Genomic DNA, 13,404 nt, shown 5'->3' with positions numbered 1-13,404 from the left:
CCTCCAATCTGTGCGCCCTGCGCGCGATGTATTTTTCCGCACGAATCGACCCTATGCGTTTCTCCACCTCCGGCCGCACGTCATTCCCGTCAGTTTCTTCTTTCGTTCCCACTACGCTTAGCCGTGCCGTGACCCTCGGCATCGTGCTGCCGGCCACGCTCGTTGCCAGCACGGCGTTCGCGCAGGTGCCGCCGCCCGGGGTGAACGCGCGCTCGTGGGTGCTCGTCGATGCCACCAGCAATCAGGTGCTCGCCTCGGGCAATCCCGACGAACGTGTCGAACCGGCCTCGCTGACCAAGCTGATGACCGCGTACCTCGTCTTCGAAGCACTGCAGACGAAGAAGATCACGATGGACCAGACGGTGATGCCGAGCGAAGCGGTGCGCCGCGTGCGCACCGACGAATCGCGCATGTTCATCGAAGCCAACAAGCCGGTGACCGTGCACGATCTGGTGTACGGCATGATCATCCAGTCGGGTAACGACGCGGCGATCGCGCTGGCCGAACTGGTGGGCGGCAGCGAGGCGCAGTTCGTCAACATGATGAACACCGAAGCGCAGAAACTCGGCATGAAGAACACGCATTTCGCCGACGTGAACGGCATGCCCGACGCGCAGCACTACACCACTGCGGGCGACCTCGCGGTGCTGTCGGCGCGCCTGATTCGTGACTTCCCCGACTACTACAACATCTTCTCGGTCAAGGAATTCACGTACAACAAGATCAAGCAGCCGAACCGCAACCGTCTGCTGTGGATCGACCCGACGGTGGACGGCCTGAAGACCGGTCACACGCAAGCGGCCGGCTACTGCCTGATCGCCAGCGCGAAGCGTCCGCTGCCGGGCACGGCCGACGGCTCGCGCCGTCTCGTCTCGGTGATGATGGGCGAGGTCAAGGAACACGACCGCGTGCAGGACAGCCTGAAGATGCTGAACTACGGCTACACCGCGTACGACACGGTGCGTCTGTACAAGGCGAGCCAGGTGGTAGGCACGCCGCGCGTCTACAAGGGTGCGCAGGACACCGTGCAGATCGGCGTGAAGGGCGATCAGTACATCACCGTGCCGAAGGGCATGGGCGACAAGGTGAAGCCGCAGATCGAACAGATCGATCCGCTGATCGCACCGATCGCGAACGGTCAGCAGGTCGGCACCGCGAAGCTCGTGGCCGACGGGAAGGTGCTGGCGCAATTCCCGATCGTCGCGTTGCAGGCTGTGCCGCAAGCCGGCGTGGTCGGCCGTGTGTGGGATTCGCTGATGCTGATGTTCAACAAGAAGAAGTAAGAGCCCGATTGCGATGACCGCTGTTTCCGATGTTTCGCTCGACCCGATCGTTTATCTGAACGGCGAGCTGGTGCCCTTGTCCGAAGCGCGCGTGCCGGTTCTCGACCGCGGCTTTATTTTCGGCGACGGCATTTACGAAGTCGCGCCGTTGTATCCGCATGCGAGCGGCCGTACGGCGTTTCGCTTCAGGCATCATCTGGCGCGCCTTGCGCGCTCGCTGGACAAGATCGGCATCGTCAATCCGTTCGACGATGCCGGCTGGCGCGAGCTGATCGACCGCGTGGTCGCGGCTAATGAAGCGGACGCAGGCCTGCGCGCCGATCAGGACGCGATTGCTTACGTTCAGATCACACGGGGCGTCGCCAAGCGCGGTCACGCGTTTCCGGCCGGCATCCGGCCGACCGTGTTCGTAATGGTTACGCCGCTGAACCTGCCGGACGCCGCCCAGCGCGCGCAGGGCGTGCGCTGCGTCACTGCTGAAGACCGCCGCTGGCTCAATTGCGACATCAAATCGGTGTCGCTGCTCGGCAATGTTTTGATGGCGCAGTACGCGGCTGAAAACGACGCGTTTGAGACGATCCAGTTTCGCGATGGCATGCTGACTGAAGGTTCGTCTTCGAATATCTGGATGGTGAAGGACGGCGTGTTGTACGCGCCGCCGCGCAGCCGCAAGATTCTCGAAGGGATTCGCTACAGTCTGATCGAAGAGCTAACGAGCGAATGCGGCATTCGCTTCGAGGCGCGCGAGATCGCCGAAGCTGAGCTGCGTGCCGCCGACGAGATTCTGGTCAGTTCCGCCACCAAGGAAGTGCTGCCGGTTACGCAGCTTGACGGCCAGCCGGTCGGCAACGGCAAGCCGGGCGCGGTGTTTGCGGCCTTGTACGCGGCCTATCAGCGTGCCAAGGCCAAGGAAGCGCAAGAAGCGCAGCAAGGAGTAGAAAGTGAATCCCGCGAAAGAATCATTGCTTGAGTTTCCGTGCGACTTTCCCATCAAGATCATGGGCAAGTCGCATCCCGAGTTCGCCGAGACGATTGTCACGGTGGTTCGGCAGTTCGATAACGAAGTTGATCCCGCTCGCGTGGAAACGCGGCCGTCCAGCGGCGGCAATTACACCGGTTTGACGGTTACCGTGCGCGCGACGAGCCAGGCGCAGCTCGACGATATTTATCGCGCGCTCACTGGCCATCCGATGGTGAAGGTGGTGCTTTAACGCCAGGCTCTGTGCCTACGGATGCCTCTGGATTACGGCGTGACGCGCAATGCATCCGCCGCCAGATCGGCGCTTGCAGCAGAGCCCACCTCACAAGCCTGCTCAAAAAGCTGTTTGAACCGTCCCACTTCTTCGAATACCCAGGCGCGGAACGCCTTGACGCGCGCGGTTTCGAGCATCTGTGGCGGGCAGATGAAGTAGTACTGCCACGGGCTCGGTCCATCCACATCGAATAGCCGCACAAGGCGGCCTGCCGCGATCTCGTGCATCGCCAGCGAACGGCGCGTGAGCGCGACCCCTTGGCCGTCGATGGCCGCCTGCAGCAGGTTCGACGAATCCTGATATAGCACGCCACGCTTCGGCTCAGGCCAGTCGGTGAGGCCGGCGGCATCGAACCACGGGCGCCAGAGTTCGTCGTCCGAGCGCAGGAGCTGAACCTTGGCCAGATCGGCCGGCGTTTGCGGCAGCTTGCCACCGTTGAAATTCGGCGCGCAAGCCGGAAAGAAGATCTCCTCCAGCAGCAACTCCGCGTGCAGCCCCGAATATTTGCCGTAGCCGAAGCGGATCGCCACGTCGACGTCGTCGCGCGCGAAGTCCGTCAGCGCGTTCGTGGACAGCAGTTCGAGGTCCCACTGGGGATGCGCCTCGATAAAGCTGCCGATGCGCGGCGTCACCCAGCGCGCCGCAAACGAGGACAGCATGGACACGACCAGGCGCCGTTCGCGGTCGCCGGCACGGACTTCGCGGGTGGCGTCAGCAAGTCCCATCAACGCGGTGCGCACGCGCGTGGCATAGCGGCGGCCCGTGTCCGTGAGCCGTACGCGCTTGCCGTCGCGGGCGAACAGTGCGATGCCCAATTCTTCCTCCAGCGCGCGAATCTGGTGGCTGACGGCGCCGTGCGTGACGAACAGCTCGTCGGCGGCGCGCGAGAAGCTCTCGTGGCGGGCGGCGGCTTCGAACGCCTTGATGGCGTTCAGCGGGGGTAGTTGCCGGAGGTCCATCGCAATATTTCTCACATAGAGGTGAAAATAGATCGTTTTGCGTAAACCCTTGCTACGCCTAGGATTGTAGTCACGAAACGAATTTTGGCGAGGGCATGATGCGAGAAATTTCCTCTAGTATCGCGTTTGAAATCCGCAATGGCGAAACCATTCCTATGAAGGTAGCACGCAGCACCAAGCTGGTCGTGCACGGCGGCGCGGTGTGGGTCACGCGCAGCGACGATACCGAGGACTACTGGCTGCAGCCCGGCCACACGCTACGGCTGCGGCGCGGTGAGCGCTTGTGGTTGAGCGCCGAGGGCAGCACGCATGCGAAGGTCGCGTTTTCGGTGCCGACACGCTGCGATGAGCGTGCGCTGAACTGGCTCGCGCGGGTCGGCGAACGGCTGGCGGCCCGCATGCGTGGGGGCTGGCGCACGGTGTGAGCGCTGGCGGCGCCGTGACGCGATGGCGGACCGGCGCTGCAGTTGAACGGCGCTCCGGCGCGAAACGAAGCGCGACTCCGGTAAGCGGAGTTCCGGCAGGAAACGAAGCGCCGCCGAGTCCTGAAGTGGGCGCGTCCGGCGGGGATGTCAGGATTTCGGTAAACTGTCGGGATCATGTGCACCACCCCGGTTTCCCCGTCTCCCTTGCCCGCCACGGCGCCGCTTACGCTGCGCTGGCTCGGCAACGAACCTTACGAAGCCAGTTTCGAAGCGATGCGCGCGTTCACCGACGCGCGCACCGCCGATACACCCGACGAGATCTGGCTGGTCGAACACCCCCCCGTCTTCACGCTAGGCCAGGCCGGCGACCCGGCGCATCTGCTGGCCGCCGACAGCGGCATTCCGCTTGTGAAAGTCGACCGGGGCGGGCAGATCACGTATCACGGGCCCGGACAGGTGGTTGCCTACCTGTTGCTGGATCTGCGCCGACGCAAGCTGATGGTGCGTGAGATGGTCACCCGGATCGAGCAGGCCGTGATCGACACCCTCGCGGCGTATAATCTCGCCGGAGAACGCAAGGCGGGCGCCCCCGGTATCTACGTGGCGCCTGGGCCGGACGCCGGGTTGCATGCCGGCGCCAAGATCGCCGCGCTGGGTCTGAAAATCCGGAACGGCTGCAGCTATCACGGCGTGAGCCTGAATGTGAACATGGACTTGCAGCCGTTTCTGGCCATCAACCCATGCGGCTACGCGGGGCTCGAAACAGTCGATATGGCAACGCTGGGCGTTGCCGCCGGCTGGGACGACGTGGCCCGTACCTTTGCAGCACGCCTCACCGCAAACCTCGACGGCAGTCCCGCGGCCGTCGCCCAACCGCAGGCCGGTGCCCTCACCGCCTGACTGGACCGAACGAATGACTGACGTTACCGCGAACCTCGCAGCTTCTCCCGCTCCTGATGCCGTGCCGGCTCCCGCCGCTGCCTACGACGCCACCGCGAAGCAGAAAGCCCAAGCCAAAACCGCCCGTATTCCGATCAAGATCATCCCGATCGAAAAGCTGAAAAAACCGGACTGGATCCGCGTCAAAGCGGCCACCGGTAATTCGCGCTTTTCGGAGATCAAGCAGATTCTGCGCGAGCACAACCTGCACACGGTGTGTGAAGAAGCGAGCTGCCCGAACATCGGCGAATGCTTCGGCAAGGGCACCGCGACGTTCATGATCATGGGTGACAAGTGCACGCGCCGCTGCCCGTTCTGTGACGTTGGCCACGGCCGCCCGGATCCGCTCGATGTGGATGAACCGGGCAATCTGGCGCGCACCATCGCCGCGCTGAAGCTGAAGTACGTGGTGATCACCAGCGTCGACCGTGACGATCTGCGCGATGGTGGCGCTGCTCACTTCGTGGAATGCATCCGTCAGACGCGCGAACTGTCGCCGGAGACACGCATTGAAATTCTGACGCCGGACTTCCGCGGCCGTCTGGATCGCGCGCTCGGCATTCTGAACGCCGCACCGCCTGATGTGATGAACCACAACCTCGAAACGGTACCGCGTCTGTACAAGGAAGCACGTCCCGGTTCGGACTACGCGCATTCGCTGAAACTGCTGAAGGATTTCAAGGCGCTGCATCCGGACGTCGCGACCAAGTCCGGCTTGATGGTCGGCCTCGGCGAGACCGAAGAAGAAATTTTGCAGGTGATGCGGGATCTGCGCGAGCACGACGTGAACATGCTGACGATCGGCCAGTATCTGCAACCGTCGGAACACCATCTGCCGGTGCGCTCGTATGTGCATCCGGACACGTTCAAGATGTACGAAGAAGAAGCGTACAAGATGGGCTTTACCCACGCCGCTGTGGGCGCGATGGTTCGTTCGAGCTACCACGCCGATCTGCAGGCGCATGGAGCCGGGGTGGTTTGAATGGTTTAGTGTGTTGCCAGTTTGAAAATGCAAAGCCCGCACATGTTGCGGGCTTTGCTCTTTCTGGCAGGCCGGCTTGTGCAGTCTGAGTCATGCGCCGGCGGTCTACTTGCGCGGGCTACCGGTAATACCGTGCGAGCAGCATGCAGATCGAGGCGAGCGTTCCACCAATGATCGTGAAGGGGAACATGAGGTCGATAAAACGATCGCGAAAGGCACGGTTCTCGATGACGTAGTCGATCAGATTGGGCATGTGGGTTCTCCCTGTGAGGCGTGGTGACAAAGTATAGCCCAGCCGTTGGAAATTAGTTAGGTTAGCGAATAATGAGATATGGAGAACGAAGTCGCGATGATTGCTGTCATCACAAGTGAAAGCCATATCAGCCGCCGGTCACGAGTTCTCTCGCTGCAGTCATGTACCGGTTGGGATACGGAATCAGCCGCAGCGAATGACACGAGTACGGACGCCGCGACGATAAACAACACGTGCCACAGCAGCCCCGCCAACATGAAAGCGAGCGTGCTGTTCGTCGACGCTTCGCTCAATGCGCTACCGATCTCGTAGCAAGCGCTGGCACACATAGAAATGACGACCCATAGTAGCTGACCTTCCCGAATGGCTCTCGCTGAGATGCCTTTCGACGCGTACCTATAGAGGCGCGAAAAACTCAATAAGGGAAGCAGGGCGATCGGCGCGAATACGGGTACGCCGACATTAAAAAACAACCAACTCAAGCGGCTAAGGATAACGATCATAAGAATGCGAAGTGAGGGAGACGCAGTGATCATCCCGCTCTGGCCAACACGCGGTCAATCCGCCGAACGGCCAGCTTGTACAAAGGCATCCCAATCCGTAACCATTCGCTAGAACCCTTCTACTGGCCACCGCAGCAGTCGCGCCGATCCAACTCAGCGTGAAAAGCAATGCTCGAACAGCGTCATTAGCAATCGCGGATTAATTAGAACCGCCTGTGGACAAACTCCCTATAGTCGAAAGCCTCCCAGACAACACACACTAAAGGGGTTTCTCGATGAACCGCTTGCTTCGTCCGTTGGCCGCGTTCGCTACGCTGCTGGCGCTGTCCGCGCCGTTTTCTTCCGTTGCACACGCCGACACCAAAGAAGTCGTGATCGCGTATCAGGACATGGTCGTGCCTTGGCGTTATGCGCAGGCCACGGGCGAAGTCGAGAAAGCCACCGGCTACAAGGTCACCTATCGCAAGCTCGGCAGCGGCGCCGACGTGATCCGCGCGCTGGCTTCGGGCTCGGTGCAACTCGGCGAAGCGGGGTCGAGTCCGATTGCCGCCGGGCTGTCGCAGGGCGTCGATATTTCGCTGTTCTGGATTCTCGACAACATCAACGACGCCGAAGCGCTGGTCGCGCGTGACGGTTCCAATGTCACCAGTGTCGCGGGTCTGAAGGGCAAGAAGATTGGCGTGCCGTTCGTGTCGACCTCGCACTTTCATACGCTGGTCGCACTGCAAAACGCCGGCGTGAATCCGTCGGATGTGAAGATCGTCAATCTGCGTCCGCCTGAAGTCGCGGCGGCGTGGGAGCGCGGCGACATCGACGCGACTTACATCTGGGACCCGGTGCTGGCGAAGGTGAAGAAGAACGGCAAGGTGTTGATCACGTCCGGGCAGGTCGCGCAGCAAACCGGCAAGGCGACGTTCGACGGCTTCGTCGTCGACCGCAAGTTCGCGAGCCAGAACGCCGAGTTCGTCGCTCGCTTCGTGAAGGTGCTGGCCGCGACCGATGCGAGCTATCGCGATCACACGTCAGCATGGACCGCGACATCGCCGCAGGTCGAGGCGGTTGCGAAGGAGTCCGGCGCTACCGCACAGGAAGTGCCGGCGAGTCTCGCGCTGTATGCGTTCCCGACGCCGGCCCAGCAGGCGTCGAATGCATGGCTTGGGGGCGGTGCGCAATCCGGCGCGGCTAAATCTCTCGCTGCGACCGCTGCGTTCCTGAAGACACAAGGCACGATTCAGAACGTGCTGCCCGATTACTCGACCGGCGTCGATCCGCAGTTCGTACAGCGTGCGGCGCATTAAGTTGTGAGCATGGCTATCCATCAGCATCGTGAGGCACGGCGATGAGCGGTCTTGAGATACGGCGGTTGCACGTCGCCTACGAAGGCGCACGCGGCGCGGCGCCGCACATCGCGCTCGCCGACGTCGATCTGCACATCGAGCCGGGCGAGTTCGTCGTCGCGCTGGGTGCGTCCGGTTGCGGCAAGACGACTTTGCTGAACTGCATCGCCGGTTTCATTCAGCTGACCGAAGGCGAGGTGCGTCTGAACGGCGAACCCGTGCTTGGACCGGGCGCGGACCGCGGTGTCGTGTTTCAGAAGTACGCGCTGATGCCCTGGCTCGACGTACTCGACAATGTCGCGCTCGGCCTGCGTTTTCAGCGCGTGCCGAAAGCGCAGCGCGAGCGCATCGCGCAGGAGATGCTGGCGCTGGTTGGGCTCGAGAAGCATGCGCGTTCGCGGGTCTACGCACTGTCGGGCGGCATGCAGCAGCGCGTGGGCATAGCACGCGCGCTGGCAAGCGATCCGCAAGTGCTGCTGATGGACGAACCGATGGGCGCGCTCGACGCGATGACGCGCGAGTCGATGCAGGAACTCGTGCTCGACGTCTGGGGCCGCACACGCAAGACGGTGTTCTTCATCACGCATAGCGTGGAGGAAGCGCTGTTTCTGGCGACGCGCCTCGTCGTGATGACGCCGGGACCCGGCCGTATCGCCGAGAGCTACGACTTGCCATTCGCGCGGCGCTTTCTCGAGACACGCGACGCACGCGCGGTGAAGTCGTCGCCGGATTTCATCGAATGGCGCGAACGGCTGGTGCGCCGTCTGCACGAACGGAGCGAGCGCAACCAGGACCAGGAAGAGGTGCTGTCGTGACGGCTTCACGTGAATCGTTGGGCACCGTGCCCCTGACCCAGACAAGCGAGCCGCCGCGGCGTAAAGCCCGGCCGGTCCGCGGCTGGCGTTTGCCGGGCGAAGGTCCGACCGCGGTGCTGAGCGCGGTCTCGGTCACGACGCTCGCGGCGCTATGGTGGCTTGCCACGCATCTGCACTGGCTGCCTCCCCTCTTTCTGCCGACGCCCGAGGCGGTTTGGGCCGCGTTTCTGGACGCCTGGCACGGCCGTATTCAAGGCGGTTTGCCACTCTCAGAGCATCTCGCATGGAGTGCGCTGCGCGTGTTCGGTGCGTTCGCGCTGGCCGCGGTCACGGCGGTGCCGGTCGGAATCCTGATGGGCGTAAGCCGGGTTGCACGCGGTTTGCTCGATCCGCCGCTGGAATTCTACCGGCCGTTGCCGCCGCTTGCGTATCTGCCGCTGGTGGTGATCTGGTTCGGTATCGACGAGACGGCGAAGATCGTCGTGATCTATCTCGCCTGTTTCGCGCCGATTGCAATGGCGGCGCGTGCCGGTGTGCGCAGTGCGACCATCGAGCAGATTCATGCGGCGTATTCGCTGGGTGGCCGCTTCGCGCAGATCGTGCGCTATGTGGTCCTGCCGGCGGCGTTGCCTGAGATCCTGATCGGCTTGCGGATTGCCATCGGCTTTGGCTGGACCACCCTGGTTGCCGCCGAGATGGTTGCGGCCACAGCCGGTCTCGGTCAGATGGTGCTCAACGCGTCGAGCTTTCTGCGTACCGATGTGGTGGTGATGGGCATCGTGCTGATCGGACTGATTGCGTGGCTGTTCGATCTCGGCATGCGTGCGCTGGAGCGGCGCCTGGTGCCGTGGAAGGGGCGTGTATAGCCACAGCCCGCGCCAGCCCGCGCAATCTCAAGCAAACAGCTCAATCACCGGCCAGCCGCGTTCCGTGGCAATGGCACGCAGACGCGGGTCGGGATTGGTCGCGACCGGATGCGTGACGCGCTCGAGCAAAGGCACGTCGTTGATCGAATCGCTATAGAACCAGCTCTGCGGAAAGTCCTGCAGACGGTGGCCGAGCGAAGCCAGCCAACTCTCGGTGCGTGTGATCTTGCCTTCGCGGAAGGTCGGCACGCCGACGGCGTTTCCGGTAAAGCGCGCCAAAGGATCGCCGCCTTCGGTGCCCAGATCGATCCCCAGCAGATGGTCAAAGCCGAGCGCCTTGCCGATCGGCTTCGTAATGAACACATTGGTGGCGGTGACGATGCAGCACAGGTCGCCCGCTTCAATATGACGTTGCACGAGTTCCCGCGCAGCCGGCAGGATCGCCGGCGCAATCACATCCTTCATGAACTGTGCATGCCACGCGTCGAGCTGCTCGCGCGAGTGGCGAGCGAGCGGCGCCAATGTGTAGTTCAGATAGGCGGTCATATCGAGCGTGCCGGCCACGTACTGCCGGTAGTAGTCGTCGATTTCTTCCGCGTGCTGCGCAGCGCCGTCTATGCCCAATCCGGCGATGAAGTGGGCCCACGCCTGATCGCTATCGAGCGGCAGCAGCGTGTGGTCCAGGTCGAACAGCGCAAGGTTGCGGCTCATCCAGAGTCCTTGTGATGAAGTGGGCAAACGAAGTGATCGAGTGAATTGCGTTCCGGACGGATAAGCCGGCACACAGCAATCCACAGTTCGGCACGAGCGTATATTTAAAAGCACAAAATTACAATAAGGCAAAAATGTGCAACACTACTGTCATAAACGCCCCGGGTGCCGGTTCACGCGGCATGCGGTTCGGGTCATGGCAGCAGGAACGGATGCGCAGTGCCTTATGTTGATTCTCCTTAACCTTCTGGCTGGTGTGGCGCTCCTCGTGTGGGGCTCGCACATCGTACGTACCGGTATCCTGCGCGTGCTCGGCGCCGATCTGCGCAGTGTCCTCGGGCGCAGCACCAGTAGCCGCTGGCGTGCCTTCCTTTCTGGCGTCGGCGTCACGAGCCTCGTGCAAAGCAGCAATGCAACGGCGGTGATCGTCACGTCGTTCGCTGCGCAAGGTCTTCTGCCGCTCACCAGCGGCCTCGCCATCATGCTTGGTGCCGACGTCGGCACCGCACTGATGGCGCGGTTGCTCACACTCGATCTGTCATGGCTGTCGCCAATCCTGATTCTGGTCGGCGTGCCGCTCTTTCTGTCGCGCAAACAAATGCGCACGGGCCAGGTCGGCCGTACGCTCATCGGGCTCGGCTTGATCCTGCTGGCGCTGCACCTGATCGTCGAAGCCGCCCAGCCGATGATGCAGGGCGCCGGCGTGCGCGTGATGTTCGGCGCACTGACCGGCGACACCATGCTCGACGCGCTGGTCGGTGCGGCATTTGCGATGCTGTCTTATTCGAGTCTCGCGGCGGTCCTGCTGACAGCGACGCTTGCCTCGTCCGGTGTGATCGCACTCAAGGTGGCGCTGTGTCTCGTGATCGGCGCGAATCTCGGCAGCGGCCTGCTTGCGCTGATGGGCACCCTCGCGCAGAACGCGGCGGCACGGCGTCTCGCCTTGGGCAGTCTGGCGTTCAAGCTGGCCGGTGCGTTGCTGATCCTGCCGTTCGCGCCGTTGCTTGCACGCGGCCTGCCGGTGTTGATCGCGAATCCACGCGAAGCCGTGGTCGGCTTTCACGTGATCTACAACACGCTGCGTTGCTGCGCATGCCTCTCGCTGATCGATCCGGTGGCGCGCATCTGCACGCGGGTGTTGCCGGATCGGCCGCAGCCCAACGGCGAACTGCGGCCGCTGCATCTGGATGCCGCCGCGCTTTCCACGCCCACGCTCGCACTCGCGAACGCCGCACGCGAGGTGCTGCGCATTGGCGACATCGTGCGCACCATGCTCGATAACGTTGCAGGCCTGATCCATGAAAACAGCCTCGACAAGGCGCGCGAAACGGTCCGGATGGACGACGACGTCGACCAGCTCTACGCCGCGGTCAAAACCTATCTGACGCTGATCTCCCGCGAGCAACTCGACGAAGCCGATAGCCGCCGCTGGACCGACATCATTTCGTTGACGATTAACCTGGAGCATGCGGGCGACATCATCGAGCGGATTGTCGGCGATATCGAGGAAAAGAAGATCGCGCACCGGCTGTCGTTTTCGGAGGAGGGGTTGGGCGAGCTGGACGACCTGCAGGCGCGGCTCGTCAGCAATCTACAGCTTGGCCTGTCGGTGTTTCTGAATAACGATCTGCGTTGCGCAGAGCGGCTGCTGGCGGAGAAGGAGCGTTTTCGCGATCTGGAGCGCGCGTACTCATACAAACATCTGGACCGACTCGCCGGGCAAACCTTGCGCAGCATCGAAACCAGCGCGTTGCATCTGGATCTGATCAGCGACATGAAGCGGCTCAATTCGCTGTTCTGCTCGACGGCCTATCCGGTGCTCGAAGCTGCCGGCGCGCTGCGCGACACGCGCTTGCGCAAGCGCGTGCTCGACACAATGCATGTGAAGGAATAAGCGGCTTGCGCGGCGCGCTTGCAGCGCTCACTGAAGCGTTCGTGCGAAGCGCCGAACACACCGGCATCCTAAGCCAGAACGATCTCTTCCAGCTTCTTTTTCAGCGCTGCAAAGTCGGCGGCTTCGGCCGCCTTTTTGTTGGTGACCAGCACATCGATCCGATCGACCGGACAGTACGAAATCCGGCTGCGCTGACCAATCTTGCTGTAGTCGGCAAGGATCACCACGCGGTCCGCGTTGGCGACCATGGCGCGAGCCACTTCGGTTTCAGCGTGATCGTAGTTGGTGGCACCGTGCCGGTGATCGATGCCGACCGGCGAGAGCAAGGCCATGTCCGCGCGATAGCGCTGGATGTCGAGTACGGTGGTCGCGCCAGTGGTCGCCATCGCCCGATCGCTGATCGAGCCGCCCAGCAGAATCACTTCGTTGGCCGCTTCCGTTTGATCCACGGCGCCACGCATTTTCAGCGCGACGTCGATGGAATTGGTGACGATCGTCAGGTTCGCCAGTTTCGCCAGCTCTTCAGCGAGCGCCGCGGTGGTGGTGCCCGCGTCGATGAACAGTGTCTGGCCGCTCGCGATCAAACCGGTGGCCGCCTTCGCAATCGCGGTTTTGGCTTTGACACGCATGTGGGCGCGCTCGGCGATCGGCGCCTCGTCAGCGGGTTTGATCGCGCCACCATGTACGCGCTTCAGTTCACCGAGTGCTTCGAGGTCGAGCAGATCGCGCCGCACCGTTTCGCGCGACACCCCGAGGTCCGCCATGATCCGTTCGGTCGACACGCGCTGAAGCGTAGACAGCAACGCGCGAATTCTCTGATGACGGTCTTCCTGCCACATGCATTTTTCCTTGGATGCGAACGCGCGTTCACACGGCTTGTTTTAATGGTGTCATCGTGGACACGGATGTGTGTCCGGACAATGACAAGCGTACTACTTTAGCCGAATTGTGTTGTATTTTTTTGGCAGCTTGCAAGTTTGTGTATTTAACCTTAGCCTTCGCAGATCGAAGCGCGGCGCATATTTCGAACATCAAATGTTCGAAAAGGAATTGAAATGTCCGATTTCGAGCATTTCGCGGCGTTTTTTGGCAATTTGTTAGACACATGTCGTCGCCATAATGGATCTTGGGATCTGCCGTCTGAACCATTCGCTACTGTATACGGTGCTGCCGGGACGCCGCAC

The 13,404-nt window shown here is 62.2% G+C and carries 15 protein-coding genes; 11 read left to right on the top strand and 4 right to left on the bottom strand.

Annotated elements, in window-relative coordinates:
• Nucleotides 1-53: 53 nt before the first annotated feature.
• Genes M0D67_RS08945 through M0D67_RS08935 form a run of 3 tightly spaced genes read left to right on the top strand, consistent with a single transcriptional unit; the run spans nucleotide 54 to nucleotide 2,494 of the window.
• The gene (locus tag M0D67_RS08945) at nucleotides 54-1,283 is read left to right on the top strand and encodes a D-alanyl-D-alanine carboxypeptidase family protein (RefSeq protein WP_171925139.1); all 1,230 of its coding nucleotides are present in this window, start codon (nucleotides 54-56) and stop codon (nucleotides 1,281-1,283) included.
• Between the two features lie 13 nt (nucleotides 1,284-1,296).
• Entirely contained in the window at nucleotides 1,297-2,253 is a 957-nt protein-coding gene (locus M0D67_RS08940; protein WP_154564162.1) for a D-amino acid aminotransferase, read from the top strand.
• Nucleotides 2,225-2,494, top strand: a complete 270-nt coding sequence (locus tag M0D67_RS08935; RefSeq protein ID WP_054035680.1) for a DUF493 family protein — start codon at nucleotides 2,225-2,227, stop codon at nucleotides 2,492-2,494. Before M0D67_RS08940 ends, M0D67_RS08935 begins: the two co-directional genes overlap by 29 nt.
• Nucleotides 2,495-2,526: 32 nt before the next feature.
• On the opposite strand, the gene M0D67_RS08930 is transcribed toward M0D67_RS08935, so the two are convergent.
• Nucleotides 2,527-3,495 carry a transcriptional regulator GcvA gene (locus tag M0D67_RS08930; protein ID WP_154564164.1) on the bottom strand — a complete coding sequence of 323 codons (969 nt, stop codon included), beginning with the start codon at nucleotides 3,493-3,495 and terminating at the stop codon, nucleotides 2,527-2,529.
• Between the two features lie 98 nt (nucleotides 3,496-3,593).
• On the opposite strand from M0D67_RS08930, the gene M0D67_RS08925 reads away from it, so the two are divergent.
• The 3 genes from M0D67_RS08925 to lipA all read left to right on the top strand — a co-directional run bounded on the left by M0D67_RS08925 (nucleotide 3,594) and on the right by lipA (nucleotide 5,841).
• Entirely contained in the window at nucleotides 3,594-3,920 is a 327-nt protein-coding gene (locus M0D67_RS08925; protein WP_054035681.1) for a DUF2917 domain-containing protein, read from the top strand.
• Between the two features lie 174 nt (nucleotides 3,921-4,094).
• A complete protein-coding gene (lipB, locus tag M0D67_RS08920; RefSeq protein ID WP_154564166.1) occupies nucleotides 4,095-4,820 on the top strand; it encodes a lipoyl(octanoyl) transferase LipB in 726 nt (241 codons plus the stop codon).
• 13 nt (nucleotides 4,821-4,833) lie between these two features.
• A complete protein-coding gene (gene lipA, locus M0D67_RS08915) occupies nucleotides 4,834-5,841 on the top strand; it encodes a lipoyl synthase (RefSeq protein WP_266238593.1) in 1,008 nt (335 codons plus the stop codon).
• A gap of 118 nt (nucleotides 5,842-5,959) precedes the next feature.
• On the opposite strand, the gene M0D67_RS08910 is transcribed toward lipA, so the two are convergent.
• Nucleotides 5,960-6,094: a hypothetical protein gene (locus M0D67_RS08910; RefSeq protein ID WP_266238591.1), complete on the bottom strand. Its 135-nt coding sequence runs from the start codon at nucleotides 6,092-6,094 to the stop codon at nucleotides 5,960-5,962.
• 78 nt (nucleotides 6,095-6,172) lie between these two features.
• Between M0D67_RS08910 and M0D67_RS08905 the strand changes: the two genes are divergently transcribed.
• From M0D67_RS08905 to M0D67_RS08890, 4 genes are all read left to right on the top strand, one after another.
• Nucleotides 6,173-6,406 (top strand): hypothetical protein, encoded by a 234-nt coding sequence (locus tag M0D67_RS08905; RefSeq protein WP_171925142.1) that lies wholly within the window; start codon nucleotides 6,173-6,175, stop codon nucleotides 6,404-6,406.
• Between the two features lie 466 nt (nucleotides 6,407-6,872).
• Nucleotides 6,873-7,895 carry a taurine ABC transporter substrate-binding protein gene (gene tauA, locus M0D67_RS08900; protein WP_171925143.1) on the top strand — a complete coding sequence of 341 codons (1,023 nt, stop codon included), beginning with the start codon at nucleotides 6,873-6,875 and terminating at the stop codon, nucleotides 7,893-7,895.
• A gap of 41 nt (nucleotides 7,896-7,936) precedes the next feature.
• Nucleotides 7,937-8,749 carry a taurine ABC transporter ATP-binding protein gene (locus M0D67_RS08895; protein WP_171925144.1) on the top strand — a complete coding sequence of 271 codons (813 nt, stop codon included), beginning with the start codon at nucleotides 7,937-7,939 and terminating at the stop codon, nucleotides 8,747-8,749.
• Nucleotides 8,746-9,615, top strand: coding sequence for an ABC transporter permease subunit (locus M0D67_RS08890; RefSeq protein WP_171925145.1), 870 nt, complete (start codon nucleotides 8,746-8,748; stop codon nucleotides 9,613-9,615). The genes M0D67_RS08895 and M0D67_RS08890 overlap by 4 nt, the downstream gene beginning before the upstream one ends.
• A 27-nt stretch (nucleotides 9,616-9,642) precedes the next feature.
• Here the strand turns inward: M0D67_RS08890 and M0D67_RS08885 are convergent, their stop codons facing one another.
• Nucleotides 9,643-10,326, bottom strand: a complete 684-nt coding sequence (locus M0D67_RS08885; RefSeq protein ID WP_154564174.1) for an HAD family phosphatase — start codon at nucleotides 10,324-10,326, stop codon at nucleotides 9,643-9,645.
• A 226-nt stretch (nucleotides 10,327-10,552) separates the two neighbouring features.
• On the opposite strand from M0D67_RS08885, the gene M0D67_RS08880 reads away from it, so the two are divergent.
• On the top strand, nucleotides 10,553-12,220 hold the full coding sequence (locus M0D67_RS08880) for a Na/Pi cotransporter family protein (RefSeq protein WP_266238586.1): 1,668 nt from the start codon (nucleotides 10,553-10,555) through the stop codon (nucleotides 12,218-12,220).
• 68 nt (nucleotides 12,221-12,288) lie between these two features.
• On the opposite strand, the gene M0D67_RS08875 is transcribed toward M0D67_RS08880, so the two are convergent.
• Entirely contained in the window at nucleotides 12,289-13,059 is a 771-nt protein-coding gene (locus M0D67_RS08875) for a DeoR/GlpR family DNA-binding transcription regulator (RefSeq protein WP_266238584.1), read from the bottom strand.
• Nucleotides 13,060-13,404: the final 345 nt, after the last annotated feature.

Origin of the sequence: Paraburkholderia sp. SECH4 (assembly GCF_030511745.1) — a bacterium.
Lineage (GTDB): Bacteria > Pseudomonadota > Gammaproteobacteria > Burkholderiales > Burkholderiaceae > Paraburkholderia > Paraburkholderia madseniana.
This window is presented reverse-complemented; position numbering and strand designations above follow the sequence as displayed.

Excerpts from the sequence above, each read along its gene's own strand:
- M0D67_RS08895 (WP_171925144.1), top strand. The coding sequence starts at position 7,937 with ATGAGCGGTCTTGAGATACGGCGGTTGCACGTCGCCTACGAAGGCGCA.
- M0D67_RS08925 (WP_054035681.1), top strand. The coding sequence starts at position 3,594 with ATGCGAGAAATTTCCTCTAGTATCGCGTTTGAAATCCGCAATGGCGAA.
- M0D67_RS08945 (WP_171925139.1), top strand. The coding sequence starts at position 54 with ATGCGTTTCTCCACCTCCGGCCGCACGTCATTCCCGTCAGTTTCTTCT.
- tauA (WP_171925143.1), top strand. The coding sequence starts at position 6,873 with ATGAACCGCTTGCTTCGTCCGTTGGCCGCGTTCGCTACGCTGCTGGCG.
- lipB (WP_154564166.1), top strand. The coding sequence starts at position 4,095 with ATGTGCACCACCCCGGTTTCCCCGTCTCCCTTGCCCGCCACGGCGCCG.
- M0D67_RS08885 (WP_154564174.1), bottom strand. The coding sequence starts at position 10,326 with ATGAGCCGCAACCTTGCGCTGTTCGACCTGGACCACACGCTGCTGCCG.
- M0D67_RS08905 (WP_171925142.1), top strand. The coding sequence starts at position 6,173 with ATGGAGAACGAAGTCGCGATGATTGCTGTCATCACAAGTGAAAGCCAT.
- M0D67_RS08880 (WP_266238586.1), top strand. The coding sequence starts at position 10,553 with ATGTTGATTCTCCTTAACCTTCTGGCTGGTGTGGCGCTCCTCGTGTGG.
- lipA (WP_266238593.1), top strand. The coding sequence starts at position 4,834 with ATGACTGACGTTACCGCGAACCTCGCAGCTTCTCCCGCTCCTGATGCC.
- M0D67_RS08930 (WP_154564164.1), bottom strand. The coding sequence starts at position 3,495 with ATGGACCTCCGGCAACTACCCCCGCTGAACGCCATCAAGGCGTTCGAA.
- M0D67_RS08875 (WP_266238584.1), bottom strand. The coding sequence starts at position 13,059 with ATGTGGCAGGAAGACCGTCATCAGAGAATTCGCGCGTTGCTGTCTACG.
- M0D67_RS08940 (WP_154564162.1), top strand. The coding sequence starts at position 1,297 with ATGACCGCTGTTTCCGATGTTTCGCTCGACCCGATCGTTTATCTGAAC.
- M0D67_RS08910 (WP_266238591.1), bottom strand. The coding sequence starts at position 6,094 with ATGCCCAATCTGATCGACTACGTCATCGAGAACCGTGCCTTTCGCGAT.